Annotated in this window: 14 protein-coding genes and 1 riboswitch; of the genes, 11 read left to right on the forward strand and 3 right to left on the reverse strand. The window is 74.1% G+C overall.

Features of this window, described 5'->3' with window-relative positions; genetic code table 11:
* The first annotated feature begins 4 nt into the window (after positions 1–4).
* Complete coding sequence (locus tag ASE15_RS01775; protein ID WP_082618175.1) at positions 5–1,204, forward strand: methyltransferase domain-containing protein; 1,200 nt, start codon at positions 5–7, stop codon at positions 1,202–1,204.
* 200 nt (positions 1,205–1,404) lie between these two features.
* Positions 1,405–2,052: a DUF1684 domain-containing protein gene (locus tag ASE15_RS01780; protein WP_056644996.1), complete on the forward strand. Its 648-nt coding sequence runs from the start codon at positions 1,405–1,407 to the stop codon at positions 2,050–2,052.
* 196 nt (positions 2,053–2,248) lie between these two features.
* Here the strand turns inward: ASE15_RS01780 and ASE15_RS01785 are convergent, their stop codons facing one another.
* A complete protein-coding gene (locus ASE15_RS01785) occupies positions 2,249–2,845 on the reverse strand; it encodes a hypothetical protein (RefSeq protein ID WP_056644994.1) in 597 nt (198 codons plus the stop codon).
* A gap of 226 nt (positions 2,846–3,071) precedes the next feature.
* Here ASE15_RS01785 and ASE15_RS01790 point away from each other — a divergent pair, with 226 nt between their 5' ends.
* From ASE15_RS01790 to ASE15_RS01815, 6 genes are all read left to right on the forward strand, one after another.
* Positions 3,072–3,923 carry a TetR/AcrR family transcriptional regulator gene (locus ASE15_RS01790; RefSeq protein ID WP_056760795.1) on the forward strand — a complete coding sequence of 284 codons (852 nt, stop codon included), beginning with the start codon at positions 3,072–3,074 and terminating at the stop codon, positions 3,921–3,923.
* A 118-nt stretch (positions 3,924–4,041) separates the two neighbouring features.
* A riboswitch (FMN riboswitch) is annotated at positions 4,042–4,167 on the forward strand.
* 173 nt (positions 4,168–4,340) lie between these two features.
* On the forward strand, positions 4,341–5,060 hold the full coding sequence (pnuC, locus tag ASE15_RS01795; RefSeq protein ID WP_056644990.1) for a nicotinamide riboside transporter PnuC: 720 nt from the start codon (positions 4,341–4,343) through the stop codon (positions 5,058–5,060).
* Between the two features lie 117 nt (positions 5,061–5,177).
* Complete coding sequence (locus ASE15_RS01800) at positions 5,178–5,603, forward strand: VOC family protein (RefSeq protein ID WP_056644987.1); 426 nt, start codon at positions 5,178–5,180, stop codon at positions 5,601–5,603.
* A 132-nt stretch (positions 5,604–5,735) separates the two neighbouring features.
* Positions 5,736–6,980: an acyl-CoA dehydrogenase family protein gene (locus ASE15_RS01805; protein ID WP_056760798.1), complete on the forward strand. Its 1,245-nt coding sequence runs from the start codon at positions 5,736–5,738 to the stop codon at positions 6,978–6,980.
* Positions 6,981–7,146: 166 nt separating this feature from the next.
* A complete protein-coding gene (locus tag ASE15_RS01810; protein ID WP_056760801.1) occupies positions 7,147–8,337 on the forward strand; it encodes an acetyl-CoA C-acyltransferase in 1,191 nt (396 codons plus the stop codon).
* Positions 8,338–8,503: 166 nt separating this feature from the next.
* Entirely contained in the window at positions 8,504–9,835 is a 1,332-nt protein-coding gene (locus ASE15_RS01815) for a glycosyltransferase 87 family protein (RefSeq protein ID WP_082618100.1), read from the forward strand.
* A gap of 20 nt (positions 9,836–9,855) precedes the next feature.
* Here ASE15_RS01815 and ASE15_RS01820 read toward each other — a convergent pair whose 3' ends face one another.
* Positions 9,856–10,551, reverse strand: coding sequence for a response regulator transcription factor (locus ASE15_RS01820; protein WP_056760804.1), 696 nt, complete (start codon positions 10,549–10,551; stop codon positions 9,856–9,858).
* Positions 10,548–11,435, reverse strand: coding sequence for a sensor histidine kinase (locus tag ASE15_RS01825; protein WP_056760807.1), 888 nt, complete (start codon positions 11,433–11,435; stop codon positions 10,548–10,550). Before ASE15_RS01825 ends, ASE15_RS01820 begins: the two co-directional genes overlap by 4 nt.
* Before the next feature lie 132 nt (positions 11,436–11,567).
* Between ASE15_RS01825 and ASE15_RS01830 the strand changes: the two genes are divergently transcribed.
* Genes ASE15_RS01830 through ASE15_RS01840 form a run of 3 tightly spaced genes read left to right on the forward strand, consistent with a single transcriptional unit; the run spans position 11,568 to position 13,797 of the window.
* The gene (locus tag ASE15_RS01830) at positions 11,568–12,281 is read left to right on the forward strand and encodes an ABC transporter ATP-binding protein (RefSeq protein WP_056644971.1); all 714 of its coding nucleotides are present in this window, start codon (positions 11,568–11,570) and stop codon (positions 12,279–12,281) included.
* Complete coding sequence (locus tag ASE15_RS01835; protein ID WP_200960492.1) at positions 12,278–13,066, forward strand: ABC transporter permease; 789 nt, start codon at positions 12,278–12,280, stop codon at positions 13,064–13,066. The genes ASE15_RS01830 and ASE15_RS01835 overlap by 4 nt, the downstream gene beginning before the upstream one ends.
* Positions 13,063–13,797, forward strand: coding sequence for an ABC transporter permease (locus ASE15_RS01840; RefSeq protein WP_157277095.1), 735 nt, complete (start codon positions 13,063–13,065; stop codon positions 13,795–13,797). Before ASE15_RS01835 ends, ASE15_RS01840 begins: the two co-directional genes overlap by 4 nt.
* Positions 13,798–13,853 lie beyond the last annotated feature (56 nt).

The following is a 13,853-nucleotide window of genomic DNA, read 5'->3' on the forward strand; positions in this document are numbered from 1 at the left end:
ACTCATGTCCACGACACCCCAGGTCCCGCTCGCCACCTCCGGCGGGCCGACCGACGAGGGTCCGGGAGCCGACGAGTTCGCCGAGCGCCTGTTCGCGTCGGCACTCGGCGCTCTCGACGTCTTCTCGGTGTACCTCGGCGACCGGCTGGGCTGGTACCGGTCCCTCGCGACGGACGGGCCCGCGACCTCGGCCGAGCTCGCGACCCGGACGGGGACGCAGGAGCGTTACGCGCGCGAGTGGCTCGAGGGGCAGGCGGTCGCGGGCGTCCTCACCGTCGCTCCCGGGCACGCGCCCTGGGCCGAGCCCACGACCCAGCCGGACCGCTCCCCGCGGGGCGAGCCTCCGTCGTCGGGCCCTCTCGTCACGGAGGCGGCGGCACGCCGCTACGCCCTGCCGCCCGGCCCGGCCGAGGTGCTGACGGACGAGCACAGCCTCGCGTACCTGGCGCCGCTGCCCCGGCTGTTCGCGGCCGTGGGGCGCACGTTCGACGAGCTGCTCGGCGCGTACCGCGACGGCGGCGGGGTCTCGTGGGGGCGGCTCGGGCCGGACGCGCGCGAGGCACAGGCCGACCTCAACCGGCCGTGGTTCGAGCACGAGCTCGCGGGCGCGCTCGGCCGGGTCCCTGACCTGCACGCGATCCTGTCGCGGCCCACCGCGCGGGTCGCGGACGTGGGCTGCGGCGCCGGGTGGTCGACGGTCGCGCTCGCGCGCGCCTACCCGCAGGCCCGGTTCGACGGGTACGACATCGACGGCCCCTCGGTCGAGATGGCGCGCGCGAACGCTGAGGCGGCGGGCGTCGCGGACCGCGTGGCGTTCCACGCCGCCGACGCCGCGGCCCTGCCCACGGCCGCCCCGCTCGACGCGGCCTTCGCGTTCGAGTGCACGCACGACATGCCGCGCCCGGTCGAGGTCCTGTCGGCGGTCCGTCGGGCCGTCCTGCCCGACGGCGCCGTGGTCGTCATGGACGAGGCCGTCGCCCAGGAGTTCACTGCGCCGGGGGACGAGGTGGAGCGGCTCATGTACGGGTTCAGCCAGTTCGTGTGCCTGCCGGACGGCCTGTCGTCGTCGCCGTCGGTCGGCACGGGCACGGTCATGCGGCCCGCGACGCTCGAGCGGTACGCGCTCGACGCCGGGTTCGAGCGCGTCGAGGTCCTGCCGATCGAGGGGTTCAGCTTCTTCCGGTTCTACCGGTTGCACCACTGAGCGCCCCTGCCGGTGCGGCAGCCGCTCGACGTCGTCGAGGCCGTCCGGCACCGTGCGGGGGCGTGGGGAGTGCTGTGGGCCGGGGTGAGTTCGCCGTTCCGGTTCACGTTCGGGTGGCTGAGACTCCTGCCGGTCTTCTAGGCCGGGGCCACCGGGGGCGACGGCGTGCCGGTCCCTGCGCGGCCTGGCACCCTGGCCAGATGATCACCGAGCTGCACGTCGTCGACTGGCGCCGCCGCGTCCAGCACCTGTACGCGCGGGTCCGCGACCTGGCGGCCGAGGACCCCGCGGCCGCGCACGAGTACTGGGTCGCGTCGCGCGACGACCTCCTGGCCGAGCACCCGGCCTCGCCGCTCCTGCCCGAGGACCGTGCGGCTTTCACAGGTCTCCCGGTCGGTCCGTACGACGCCGCGATGCGCTTCGAGGTGCCGCTCGTGCCCGACCCCGCGCGGGGCACGCCGGACGCCGCACGGCTCGACGTCCCCACGGGCACCGACGGCGTGGTGCCGTTCGAGCGTGTCGGGCGCCTCGACCTCCCCGGCCTGGGGTCGCTCGACGTGTGGGCGCTGCGCTCGTACGGCGGCGGGCTGTTCGTGCCGGTCAAGGACCGGTCGCCTGCGACGTACGGCGGCGGGCGGTACCTGCTGGACACGATCAAGGGCGCGGACCTGGGTTCCGCGTCGTCCCGTCCCGTGCCCGACGGCGACGCACCCCTGGTCGTCGACCTCAACTTCGCGTACAACCCGTCGTGCGCCTACGACCCTGCGTGGGCGTGCCCGCTCGCCCCACCGGGGAACACGCTCGCGGTCGAGCTGGCGTGCGGAGAGCTGGTGCGGGCCGCGGCGTAGCGTCCGCCCGGGCGACGGTCCGCAGACCGAGCATGGTCACGCGTCAGGTGTGCCGGACACGCCTGGCGCTACCCCGGAGTGTGTTTTCTCCGCAGCCACAACAATTGTGGTGGCTGCGCAGACGACGACCTCGGGAGCACCGACGCCCGGGCGTCGCTCGGACGGGCGAGGCCGCCCCGGGTTCGCGGGCAGCACCTCAGTGCAGCAGCGTCTTCAGCCCGATGATGAGCAGGCCGAAAGCCCCCGCGACCACGGTCTCGACCGTCAGCGCCCACCCCCGGACGCCGGCCCGGTGCGCCGCGAGGTGGCCGACGACCGCGAGCATCAGCACCGTGAACCACAGCGCGATCAGCGCGGCGTCCACCACGTCCAGCCCGAACACCCTCCCCACGAGGAAGACCCCGAGCGCGGGCACCCCGCCGATCAGCACCCACACCTCGTCCGACGACGCGAGCCTCAGGCGCTCGGTGATGGTGTGGTCGGTGTCGCGGAACCGCCCGCCGATCGCCGACACGTACACGTGCGCTGCCCAGTACCCCACGAGCACGCCGGCCACCGCGAGCATCACGAAGTCGCTCGACGCGTCGTGCGTGCTCGAGACCGCGAGCATGAACCCCGAGACCACGGCCCCGTACAGGAAGTCGGCGGGGCCACCCCGCGCGAACCGGTCGCCCAGGTTGTCGCGCTGGGCGTGGTGGTCGACGCTCTTCCACGAACGCGCGGCCTGCTCGCCCGCGCCGCCCTCGGCTCCGTCGTCGGAGCCGGCTGCCCGCGTCTCGTCACCGTCAGTCATCCGCGTCGCCTCCGGGTCGCGTCGGCCTGTCGCCGCCTCTCTCGTCACTGTAGCGACGCCGTCGGGCCCGGCGCGCGGCGACAGCGGCCGACCCGCCAGCACCGCGCGCGGCGACCGACCGCCGATCCTCGGGCGACGTGCCCCACCGACCGACTGACGAGCAGCGCTCTCCCACGGCCTCGCCGCAGCATGCCCCGCCCGCTGCGCGCGGTGTACCGTCCCGTTCATGAGTGCCGCACGAAGCAACACCCACGCGCAGGCGGTCGACGCGGCGATCGAGCTGTTCACCCGGAAGGGCTACGAGCAGACGACCGTCGAGGACATCGCCGACGCCGCGCAGATCAGCCGGGCCACGTTCTTCCGCCGGTTCCGCTCCAAGGAGGACGTGGTCTTCGCGGACCACGAGCTGCTCCTGGACGCCGTGGTGGTCCTCCTCGGGGAGACCCGGCCCGCCGCCCGCGGAGTCACCCCCGAGGAGCTCGAGAACGTCGACCCGTACGTCGAGGTGTGCAAGGCGGCCCGGCTCGTGTTCGACCACCACGTGGGCCAGCGCGAGACGTCGGTCGCACGGCACCGCCTCCTGCAGGACGTGCCGGCGCTGCGCGACCGGGAGCTCGTGACCACGCACCGCTACGAGCGCGCGTTCACGTCCTACCTGCGCGACACCCTGCCCGCCGACACCCGGCACTCGACCGCGTCGGTCGCGTTCGCGGCGTCGGTCGTCGCGGTGCACAACGCGATCCTGCGCCGCTGGCTGCGCGACCCCGACCAGGACCTGCGCCCCGAGCTCGAGGAGGCGTTCGCGGACCTGCGGCGCGCGGCGCGCAACCCCGCGGGCCCGACGGCGGAGCCCGCCACCGCGTCCACGTCGCCCTCGCCGGCGCGCACGCAGGGCACGGCTGGCACGGCAGGCGCCGAGGGCAGGGTGGGCACGGCAGGCACGGAGAGCACGGCCGACCGGGCTGCCCCCGCTGCTGCCAGCACCGCACCGACCCGCCGCGTCGTGGTGACCGTGCTCGACGGCGACGCCGACCCCGACGAGGTGGCCCAGGCCGTGCGCGACGCGTTGGGTGCGTGATTCGGCTGCGACTCGCCGGGCGTGTCGCAGCCGAACCACGCACTCGGCTCAGCACCGCTGAGCCCCGGGAATGCACGGGTAGCATCTGCGGTTGCAGCACACAGCAAGCAGTACGCACGAACGTGCTCCGGGGTCGGTGCAATTCCGAGCCGGCGGTGACAGTCCGCGACCCGCGCCCACGCGCGGTTGACCTGGTGGAACTCCAGGACCGACGGTGAAAGTCCGGATGGGAGGAAGCACGTGCGGCGCGGCCGTCCCCGGCCGGGCTGGGCACGACGTGATCGTCGTGCCCACCCCCGGCCGTCCGGACCGGTCTCGCCGTGGTGAGCGCCGCCGTCGGGCAGCCCGGACAGGGCTCCCCCGACCCGGCGCCCGCCCTCACCCCGGAGCCGACGTGCCCGGGACGAGGGAACATCGATGGACCTGCTCCACGCGCTCTTCGACGCGCAGCTGACGATCGGCGGCCAGCACCTGCTGTGGCGCGAGATCGTGGGCAACGGGTTCGGCCTGGCCTCCGCGCTCGGCGGCATGCGGCGCAAGATCTGGGCATGGCCCGTGGGGATCGTCGGGAACCTGCTGCTCCTCACGGTGTTCCTCGGAGCGGTGTTCGCGACGCCCAACCCTGTCAACCTCCTCGGCCAGGCCGGACGCCAGGTCATGTTCGTCGTCGTGTCGGTGTACGGGTGGGTCCAGTGGCGGCGCACCCGTGCGCGCCTCGACCAGGACGCGGCCGGTCTCGACGCGGACAGCCACGGCGTCTCGGTCGAACCGCGATGGGCCACGTGGCGGCAACGAACCTTCCTCGTCGTGGCGCTCGTGGGCGGGACGCTCGTCCTGACCCCGATCTTCCGGATGCTCGAGTCCTACGAGCCCGTGTGGGCCGACGCATGGATCTTCATGGGTTCGCTGCTTGCGACGTACGGCATGGCCAAGGGATGGGTCGAGTTCTGGCTGATCTGGGTGGCCGTCGACGTGGTGGGCGTGCCCCTGCTGGTCGACGCCGGCTTCTACGCGTCCGCGTTCATGTACGTGTTCTACGGGGCGTTCACGCTCGTCGGGTTCTTCGTGTGGTGGCGCATCGACCGGCGCTCCAAGGCCCTGGAGGTCGCGGCGAGCGCCCCCGCCACCACCCCCTGAAGCCACCCCTTGCGTCCGGGTGGGCCGGGCGGATACTCGAAGGTGCGCCCTGCTCGCGCCGGGCGCACCACTTCCGGCCCGATGACGCGAGGACGCGACGGGAAAGGCGGCACCATCATGGTCACGCGACTCAACCCCTACCTGAACTTCCGCGACGAGGCACGGCAGGCGATCGAGTTCTACCGCGACGTGTTCGGCGGCGAGGTGACGATCAGCACGTTCGCCGACTTCCAGGCCTCCGAGGACCCTGCCGACGCCGACAAGGTCATGCACTCCCAGCTCGAGTCCCCCACCGGCCTGGTCCTCATGGCCGCGGACACCCCGAGCTCGATGGAGGTCCCGACCGGCGCCGGCTTCTCGATCTCGCTGAGCGGCGAGCAGCCCGACGACGCCGAGCTGCGCGGCTACTGGGACAAGCTCTCGTCGAGCGGGAGCGTGACCGTGCCGCTCGAGGTCGCGCCGTGGGGAGACGCGTTCGGCATGTGCGTCGACGGGTTCGGCGTGAGCTGGCTCGTGAACATCGCCGGGGCTGCGCGGGCCTGAGCTCTCCCCCTGGTCAGGCAGGGCATCGGGCACGCCCGTGATACCCCGTCTCTTGACCTGAGACGGGATATCACGCACCATGGGGGGTATCGCCCGACACCGACGTCCGGCCCGACACCGGGAGCATCCCCCATGACGATCGAGAACCCCGTCCGCCAGAACGTGACCGAGCCGGACTACGACCTCTCGCAGCCGCTCGGCATCGACTACGCCGGCGCGTTCTCGGACGCGACCGACGCCGACCGCGACCTGCAGCAGCGGGTCCGCACGTTCGTCCAGGACGAGGTCCTGCCCGTGATCGACGGGTACTGGGAGCGCGCCGAGGTGCCGTTCGGTCTGGCCAAGCGCATGGGCGAGCTCGACTTCCTGCGCGACGGCGTCGACGTCCCCGGTGCGCCACGGATCAGCCTCATGGGCGCCGGTCTCGCCGAGATGGAGATGTCGCGCGGCGACGGCTCGGTCGCGACCATCTGCGGTGTCCAGGGCGGCCTCGCGCTGCGCTCGATCCAGCTCCTCGGCTCGGACGAGCAGAAGGCCGAGTGGCTCGGCCCGCTCGCGCGCGGCGAGAAGCTCGGCGCGTTCGCCCTGACCGAGCCCACGCACGGCTCGGACTCGGTCTCGCTCGAGACCACGGCCCGCCGCGAGACCCGCGACGGCGTCGAGGGCTTCGTGATCGACGGCGAGAAGAAGTGGATCGGCTTCGGGTCGTGCGGCGACATCACGGTGCTGTGGGCGCGACTGGTCGGCGACGAGGGCGACAACCAGGTGCACGGGTTCCTCGTGCCCCAGGACACCCCGGGCTACGCGGCCACGACCATCGAGGGCAAGGTCTCGCTCCGCGCGATCTGGCAGGCCCACATCGTCCTGACCGACGTGTTCGTCCCGGCCTCGGCCATGCTCCCGGGCGGACGGTCGTTCAAGGACACCGGCCGCGTGCTCCAGGCGACGCGCCTCGGGGTGGCATGGTCCGCCGTCGGGCACGCGACCGCCTGCTACGAGACGGCCGTCGCCTACGCCAAGCAGCGCGTCCAGTTCGGCCGCCCGCTCGCGGCCAACCAGATGGTCCAGGAGCGGCTGACCCGCATGCTCTCGACCCTCACCCAGATGCAGCTCCTGGTCGCGCAGATGACCCGCCTCGACGAGGCCGGGCAGCTCTCCGGCCCGCAGGCGTCGATCGCCAAGTACACGAGCACGCGCGGCGCACGCGAGATCGCGGCGAGCGCGCGCGACATGCTGGGCGGCAACGGCATCCTCCTCGCGAACCGCGTCGCGCGGCACTTCGCGGACATCGAGGCCCTGCACACCTACGAGGGCACCGAGAGCGTCCAGGCCCTCATCGTGGGTCGCGACATCACGGGCGTCTCGGCGTTCGTGTAGCCCCCTGCGGCGGCGCTCCCCGTACCGGGAGCGCCGCACCCTCTCCTGCCACACCTGGCCCGCAGCGGCCACCCGTCGACACCACAAGACCACCCGGCGCCGTACCGGACCTCCTCGTTCACCTGACACGCACGGCGCCGGGTCCCCTTCTCCCACGGAGCACCTCATGAGCAACGACGCCCACGTCCCCGTCCTCCTGCACGGTGCGCGCACGCCGTTCACGCGCTTCCAGGGTGCGCTCGCGTCCCTGTCGGCGAACGAGCTGGGCGCGCACGCGATCCGCGGCGCGCTCGACGCCGCTGGCGTCGCGGCCTCCGACGTCGACGCCGTGATCATGGGCCAGGTCATCCAGGCAGGCGGCGGCCAGGGGCCGGCCCGGCAGGCCGCGATCGCGGCCGGGATCGGCTGGGACGTCCCCACGGTCACCATCAACAAGCTGTGCCTGTCGGGCCTGACCGCGATCATCGACGCGGCGCGCCTGGTCCGCACGGGCGAGGCGTCGGTCGTCGTCGCGGGCGGCCAGGAGTCCATGACGAACGCGCCGCACCTCGTGCTCGGCTCGCGCAAGGGCTTCGCGTTCGGAGACGTGACCATGGCGGACTCGCTCACGCACGACGGCCTGCGCGACCCGTTCGACGGTCAGATCATGGGCGAGGCCACCGACCGCGGCTGCACCACGCGTGGCATCGGCCGCGCCGAGCAGGACGAGTACGCTGCCCGCTCGCACGCCCTCGCGGCCGCGGCCCGCGCGGAAGGGCGCCTGGCCGAGGAGATCGCCCCGGTCACGGTCCCGCAGCGCAAGGGCGAGCCCGTGGTCGTCGCCGACGACGAGGGCATCCGTCCCGGCACCACGGTCGAGGCGCTCGCCCGCCTGCGTCCCGCGTTCGTCGCGGACGGCACCATCACCGCCGGCTCGTCGTCCCCGCTGTCCGACGGCGCCGCGGCGGTCGTGGTCGTCAGCAAGGCCTTCGCGGTCTCCCGCGGCCTCACGTGGCTGGCCGAGATCCGGTCGGCCGGCCAGGTCGCCGGCCCCGACAACTCGCTGCACTCCCAGCCCGCCCGCGCGATCGAGCGTGCGCTCGAGCGCGAGGGCATGAAGGCCGACGAGCTCGACCTGGTCGAGATCAACGAGGCCTTCGCGGCCGTCGCGCTCCAGTCGGTCGAGGACCTCGGGATCGATCACGCGGTCGTCAACGCCGACGGCGGCGCGATCGCCCTGGGTCACCCGGTCGGCGCGTCGGGCGCGCGCCTGGCCCTGCACCTGGCCCTCGCCCTCCAGCGCCGCGGGGGTGGCGTGGGCGCTGCCGCGCTGTGCGGCGGCGGCGGCCAGGGGGACGCGCTGATCCTGCGCGCCTGAGTCCTTCCCCTCGCGTCGCGCGGTGCTGCCTCACCGCGCGACCGGCGGCCCGCCCGGAGGTCCCCTTCGCCTCCGGCCGGGCCGCTTCTTCGTGCCCGACGGCGTGCGGCGTCCAGGGCGTGTCGCGCTCCCCGGGCGAGCGGCGCCGTCGTGCGACGATGAGCCCGTGCCCGAGACCTCCGCCGCCCGGCCCGCCTCGACCGGACGCCGGTTCCTCGCCTGGGCCCTGCGCTCGCCGTGGGCCCTGGTCGCGGGCTTCGTGCTCGTGCACGCCTGGCTCGTCGTCGATGCCCTGACCTGGGGGTACCGGATCTCGGGCGACGTGCAGCTCTACCGGGTCTGGGCGCGCGCAGGCTGGGACCGCGGGATCTGGCCCGTGCTGGACTACGACTGGGTCTACCCGGTCGGGGCGCTCGTGCCGGTCTCGGCCCCCGCGCTCCTGGGGACGTCGTTCGAGGCGTACTACGCGCAGTTCCTCGCGCTGATCGTCGCGCTGAACGCGCTCGCGCTGTGGTTCCTCGCGCGCCTGCCGGGGCGCGGCCGTGTCGCGGCCTGGTGGTGGCTCGCGTTCCTCGTCGCGCTCGGCCCCATCTTCCTGGGCAGGCTCGACGGCGTCGCCGCTGCCCTCCTCGTGATCACGCTCGCGCTCGCGGTACGCCGCCCGGCCGTGGCGACCGCGATCGCGACGTTCGGTGCCTGGGTCAAGATCGCCCCCGGGGCCGTGGTCGTGGCGCTCCTGACGACCGCGAAGCGCCCGTTGCGCACGGTCGTGCTCCCGGGCGCGGCGGTCAGCGCGGTCGTCGTCGCGCTCGCCCTCGCGGGCGGAGCGGGCAAGCGGGTGCTCGGGGTGTTCGGGACCCAGGACGCGCGGGGCCTCCAGTCGGAGTCGGTGTTCGCGACCCCGTTCAGCGTGCTGCGGCTGTTCGACCCCCGGTTCCGGGTCTGGATGAACCAGGACATCCGCACGCTCGAGATCTACGGCCCCGGCACCGCGGTGACGGGACGGCTGCTCGACGTGCTGCTGCCCGTCGCGGTGCTCGCGATCGCGGCCCTGTCCTGGTGGGCCGTGCGGCGGCGCCCCGAGGTCCGCACCGACGTGTTCCTCCTGTCCGTGACGGCCCTGCTGCTGAGCCTCATCGTCTTCAACAAGGTGGGATCGCCGCAGTTCGTCGCGTGGATCGGGCCTCCCGTGGCCGTCGCGATCGCGCTCGCCGGACCCGGCGCCCGCTCCGTCTGGTCAGCGCCCGCGCTGGCAGTCCTGGGCACCGCTGGTCTGACGCAGCTCCTCTACCCGGTCGCGTACGACGAGTTCATGGTCGGGGAGCCCTGGATCGTCCTGGTCGCGGCCGTGCGCAACCTCGCGCTCGTGGTCCTGCTCGTCGGGGCCGTGGTCCAGCTCGTGCGGCTGGGGCGAGGGGCGGCGGGAACCGTCGCGTCGACCGTCGTGGCCGAGCCGCACGCGTCACGGCCAGACCCCGGGCCCGTGGCGAACGCCTGACCACTGATGCCGGCTGCCCCTCACGCGGGACCGGGGCGCCTCCCGGGCGCAGGGCGCTCGGCGGTCACGAGGCCGTGGTCGAACGCCGCGATGACGAGCTGGGCACGGTCGCGGGCGACGAGCTTGGCGAGCAGGTTGCCGATGTGCGTCTTGACGGTGCCCATGGAGATCGTCAGCCTCCGCCCGATCTCCTGGTTGGACAGCCCACGGCCCACGAGCGCGAGCACCTCGACCTCCCGGCTGGTGAGGACCTGCGGCGCCACGGCCCCGCGCTGCGGCCCACCGTCGAGGTAGTGCCCGACGATCCGCGCCAGGACGGCCGGGGCGAACAGCGACTCGCCGGCATGCGTACGCCGGACGGCGTCGACGAGGCTCGTGGGCTCGGCGTCCTTGAGCAGGAACCCGCTCGCGCCTGCGCGCAGGGCCCCGTGGACGTACTCGTCGAGCTCGAACATGCTGAGCACGAGGACGCGGGTCGACGTGAGGTCGGGGTCGGCCGCGATCCGGCGCGTCGCATCGATCCCGTCACCGCCGGGCATGCGGACGTCCATGAGGACGACGTCGGGGCGGGTCCGGCGCGCGACCTCCACCGCGGCCTCGCCCGAGCCCGCCTCGCCCACGACCGTGAGCCCGTCGGCACCGTCGAGCACGAGCCGCAGGCTGTGACGTATCAGGGGCTGGTCGTCCACGACGAGCACCCGTACCGGCACCGTCACGACTGCGCTCGTCCCAGCAGGCTGGCGGCCGGCGGGGCCGGGTCCGGCAGCACGACCGTCACGCAGAAACCTCGGGAGGAGGGCCCCGCGACGAGAGAGCCGCCGAGCGACTCGACCCGCTCGCGCAGGCCTGCGAGCCCCATCCCCGCCCCCGGGTGAGGCTCCCACCCGACGACGGGCCCGTCGTCCTCGACGACCAGCCGCAGGCCCTCGGCGTCGCGGCCGAGGACGACCGAGGCACGCGTCTGCCCCGCGTGACGCAGGACGTTGGCGAGGGCCTCACGGACCACCGTGCACACGCAGAGGCCCACTCCTGCCGAGGCCACGACCTCCTCGGCGTCGAGCGCGACGTCGAGGCCCGCGCCCCGCGCGGTCGTGACGACACGCGGTAGGTCGGCGAGCGTCTCCGCCGGACGCAGCGGAGCCTCGTCGCCCGGTCCGCGCAGGACCGTGAGCATCCTGCGCAGCTCGGTGGTCGCGTCCCGGCCCGCGCGCTCGATGTCGGCCAGGGCGCGGGCCCGCTCGGCATCGCCGCCCGGCCCTGGCACGGTGCGCGCCGACGCCGCACGCACCGTGATGAGCCCCAGCCCGTGCGAGGCGAGGTCGTGCAGGTCTCGTGCGATGCGCAGCCTCTCGGCCTGAGCGGCCCGTTCCGCCGCCCAGCCCGTCAGGTCGTCCTCGAAGGCACGTCGCTCGCGCCGGGAGCGGACGAGGGCCCAGGCCAGCACGCCCGCCGCGACCGCGGTCGCACCCAGCAGGACGGCGAGGGCCTCGACGGGGCGACCGACGCCGAGGGTCGCCAGGCCGAGCACGAGGGCCGCGACGAGACCGCCCGCGATCGGCCAGACGCGGGATCGCAGCACGGGTCGGGCGGTCGTCTCCATCCACCGGAGTCTAGGGACGCGCCGCCCGCCGCACATCGGCCCACGGTCCGAGAGACCGCGGGCCGAGGCCCGGACCCCAGGTCCGGCCTCCGGTCCGATGCCCTACGCGCACCTGGCGGCTGGACTGTGGGCATGTTGAAGATCGAGCACCTCGTCAAACGCCACGGTCCCCGCACCGTCCTCGACCGCGTCGCCTTCGAGGCCCGGCCGGGCCGCGTGACCGCCTTCCTCGGGCCCAACGGAGCCGGCAAGTCGTCGACCCTGCGCATCCTCCTCGGCCTGGACCGGGCCGACGAGGGTCGTGCCCTCGTCGGGGGGCAGCCGTACAGGTCGCTGCGCGACCCGCTGCGCACCCTCGGCTCGATGCTCGACGGCTCCGGAGCGCACCGCTCCCGCACGGCCCGCAACCACCTCTCCTGGGTCGCGCGCAGCAACGGGATCTCGCAGAGGCGCGTCGACCAGGTGCTCGAGCAGGTCGGGCTCACGGCCTCCGCCCGGACACGGGTGGGGCGCTACTCCCTCGGCATGGGACAGCGCCTGGGTCTCGCGTGCGCGCTCCTGGGCGAGCCCGAGGCGCTCGTCCTCGACGAGCCCGTCAACGGTCTCGACCCGGAGGGCATCCGGTGGATCCGTGGCCTGCTCCGTGCGCACGCGGACCACGGCGGCACGGTCCTGCTGTCGAGCCACTTCATGGGCGAGGTGGCCGACATCGCCGACGACCTCGTGGTCATCTCGGGCGGTCGGGTCGTCGCGGACGGGACGCTCGCCGACGTGACCCACCGCTACGACACGCTCGAGGACGCCTTCTTCGCGCTCACGAGCGACGGACAGGGGACGGTCCGGTGAGGGGGTGGAACGTGTTCGTCGCCGAGCTGCAGAAGATGCTGGCGCTGCCCGGGGTGTGGACCGGGGCTGCGGTCGCCGTCCTCGGGACGGCCGCGCTGACCCTGCTCAACGCGGTCGGCGTCCGCGACGCGCTCGTCGCCGGACGTCCCGAGGACACGGGCTACGGCTCCGCGTTCGACACGGCGTTCGCCGCGATGCCGATCGGGACCGTGGGCGCGGTTGTGATCGGCGTGATCGCGGTGAGCAGCGAGTACACCGCGAACAGCCCGGACGCCGGAGGCGGTCGGCAGATCGGTACGACGCTGGTGGCCGTCCCGCGGCGCGCGAGCGTCCTCGTCGCGAAGGTGACCGCGGTCGTCCTGCTCGTGATCGCCACGGCGGTCGTGGCGGTCCCGGCGAGCATCGCACTCGCCGAGGTGATCATCGCCGACGCCGCGACCGCGACCGTCCCGCTCGACGAGGCCGTCCGGCGCTGCCTCGGCGCGGCCCTCTACTGGACCCTCACGGCGCTCCTGGCCCTGGCGGTCACGGTCTTCACGCGCAGCGGGGTCGTCCCTCTCCTGGTGCTCGTGGTCAACAGCTCGTTGGTGTCGGTGTCGCTCCTGCTCACGATGCTCACGCCGCTCGCGCACTGGCTCCCCGACATGGCCGGCCGCAGGCTCTTCGGGGACGTCGACACCGTCGCGGGCGGCCTGTCGCCCGGTCCCGGTGCGCTCGTGATGGCCGCGTGGGCACTGGCGCTCCTCGCGGTCGCGGGCACCGTGTTCTCACGGCGGGACGCGTGAGCGCCGGGGGGTTGGCGTCCGTGGTCGCCGCGGAGCTCGACAAGCTCCGCACGCTGCCCGGCGCGGTCCTCGCGGTCGTCGGGACCACCCTGGTCGGAGCCCTGATCGCCGCCGCGCAGGCGGGTGCGGCCGCCGACCGAGGCCTGCCCGTCACGGCCCTCGATCCCACGCTCCGCACGGTGCCCTTCGTCGTGGCGGGCCTCGTGCTCGTCGGCGTGCTGCCGGTCTCCCAGGAGCACGCCGGTCGCCAGGTCGCCACGACCCTGACCGCGGTCCCGCGGCGCGGGCTCCTCGTCGCGGGCAAGAGCGTCGCGGCGATCTGCGCCGTCGGGCTCACCGCGGTCTCGGTGCTCGGCGCCTGCCTGGCCGCGTCCGCGGTCACGCAGCACCTCCTCGACGCGCCCGCCGCGACGGGCGACGCCGGAGCGGGCACGCTCCTGGGTGCCGCGGCGTTCCTGGTCGTCATCGGACTGTTCTCGCACGCCGTGGCGCTGGTCGTGCGTCACCTCGTGCCCGCGCTCGTCGGCGTCCTCGCGCTGGTCCTCGTCGTGTCCCCGCTGCTCGCGGGCGCGACCGAGCACGCGCGCTGGTTGCCGGACCGCGCCGCGTCGGCCTGGTACGACGCGGGCCCGAGCACGCTCGACGGGCCGACGGCGACGCTCGTCGCGCTCGCCTGGGTGGCGGTCGTCGGCGTCCTGGGTTCGTGGCGGTTCCTCACGCGGGACGCATGACGAGGTCGAGGCGCGGGTGGTCGGGCCCCAGCGCCCCACCCCGGCAGCACCCACTC

Origin of the sequence: Oerskovia sp. Root22, from assembly GCF_001429135.1 — a bacterium.
In the GTDB taxonomy this organism is placed as follows: Bacteria; Actinomycetota; Actinomycetes; order Actinomycetales; family Cellulomonadaceae; genus Oerskovia; species Oerskovia enterophila.

Coding starts and splice junctions, on each gene's coding strand:
- ASE15_RS01810 (WP_056760801.1), top strand. CDS start 7,147: ATGAGCAACGACGCCCACGTCCCCGTCCTCCTGCACGGTGCGCGCACG.
- ASE15_RS01790 (WP_056760795.1), top strand. CDS start 3,072: ATGAGTGCCGCACGAAGCAACACCCACGCGCAGGCGGTCGACGCGGCG.
- ASE15_RS01800 (WP_056644987.1), top strand. CDS start 5,178: ATGGTCACGCGACTCAACCCCTACCTGAACTTCCGCGACGAGGCACGG.
- ASE15_RS01780 (WP_056644996.1), top strand. CDS start 1,405: ATGATCACCGAGCTGCACGTCGTCGACTGGCGCCGCCGCGTCCAGCAC.
- ASE15_RS01785 (WP_056644994.1), bottom strand. CDS start 2,845: ATGACTGACGGTGACGAGACGCGGGCAGCCGGCTCCGACGACGGAGCC.
- ASE15_RS01825 (WP_056760807.1), bottom strand. CDS start 11,435: ATGGAGACGACCGCCCGACCCGTGCTGCGATCCCGCGTCTGGCCGATC.
- pnuC (WP_056644990.1), top strand. CDS start 4,341: ATGGACCTGCTCCACGCGCTCTTCGACGCGCAGCTGACGATCGGCGGC.
- ASE15_RS01830 (WP_056644971.1), top strand. CDS start 11,568: ATGTTGAAGATCGAGCACCTCGTCAAACGCCACGGTCCCCGCACCGTC.
- ASE15_RS01805 (WP_056760798.1), top strand. CDS start 5,736: ATGACGATCGAGAACCCCGTCCGCCAGAACGTGACCGAGCCGGACTAC.
- ASE15_RS01775 (WP_082618175.1), top strand. CDS start 5: ATGTCCACGACACCCCAGGTCCCGCTCGCCACCTCCGGCGGGCCGACC.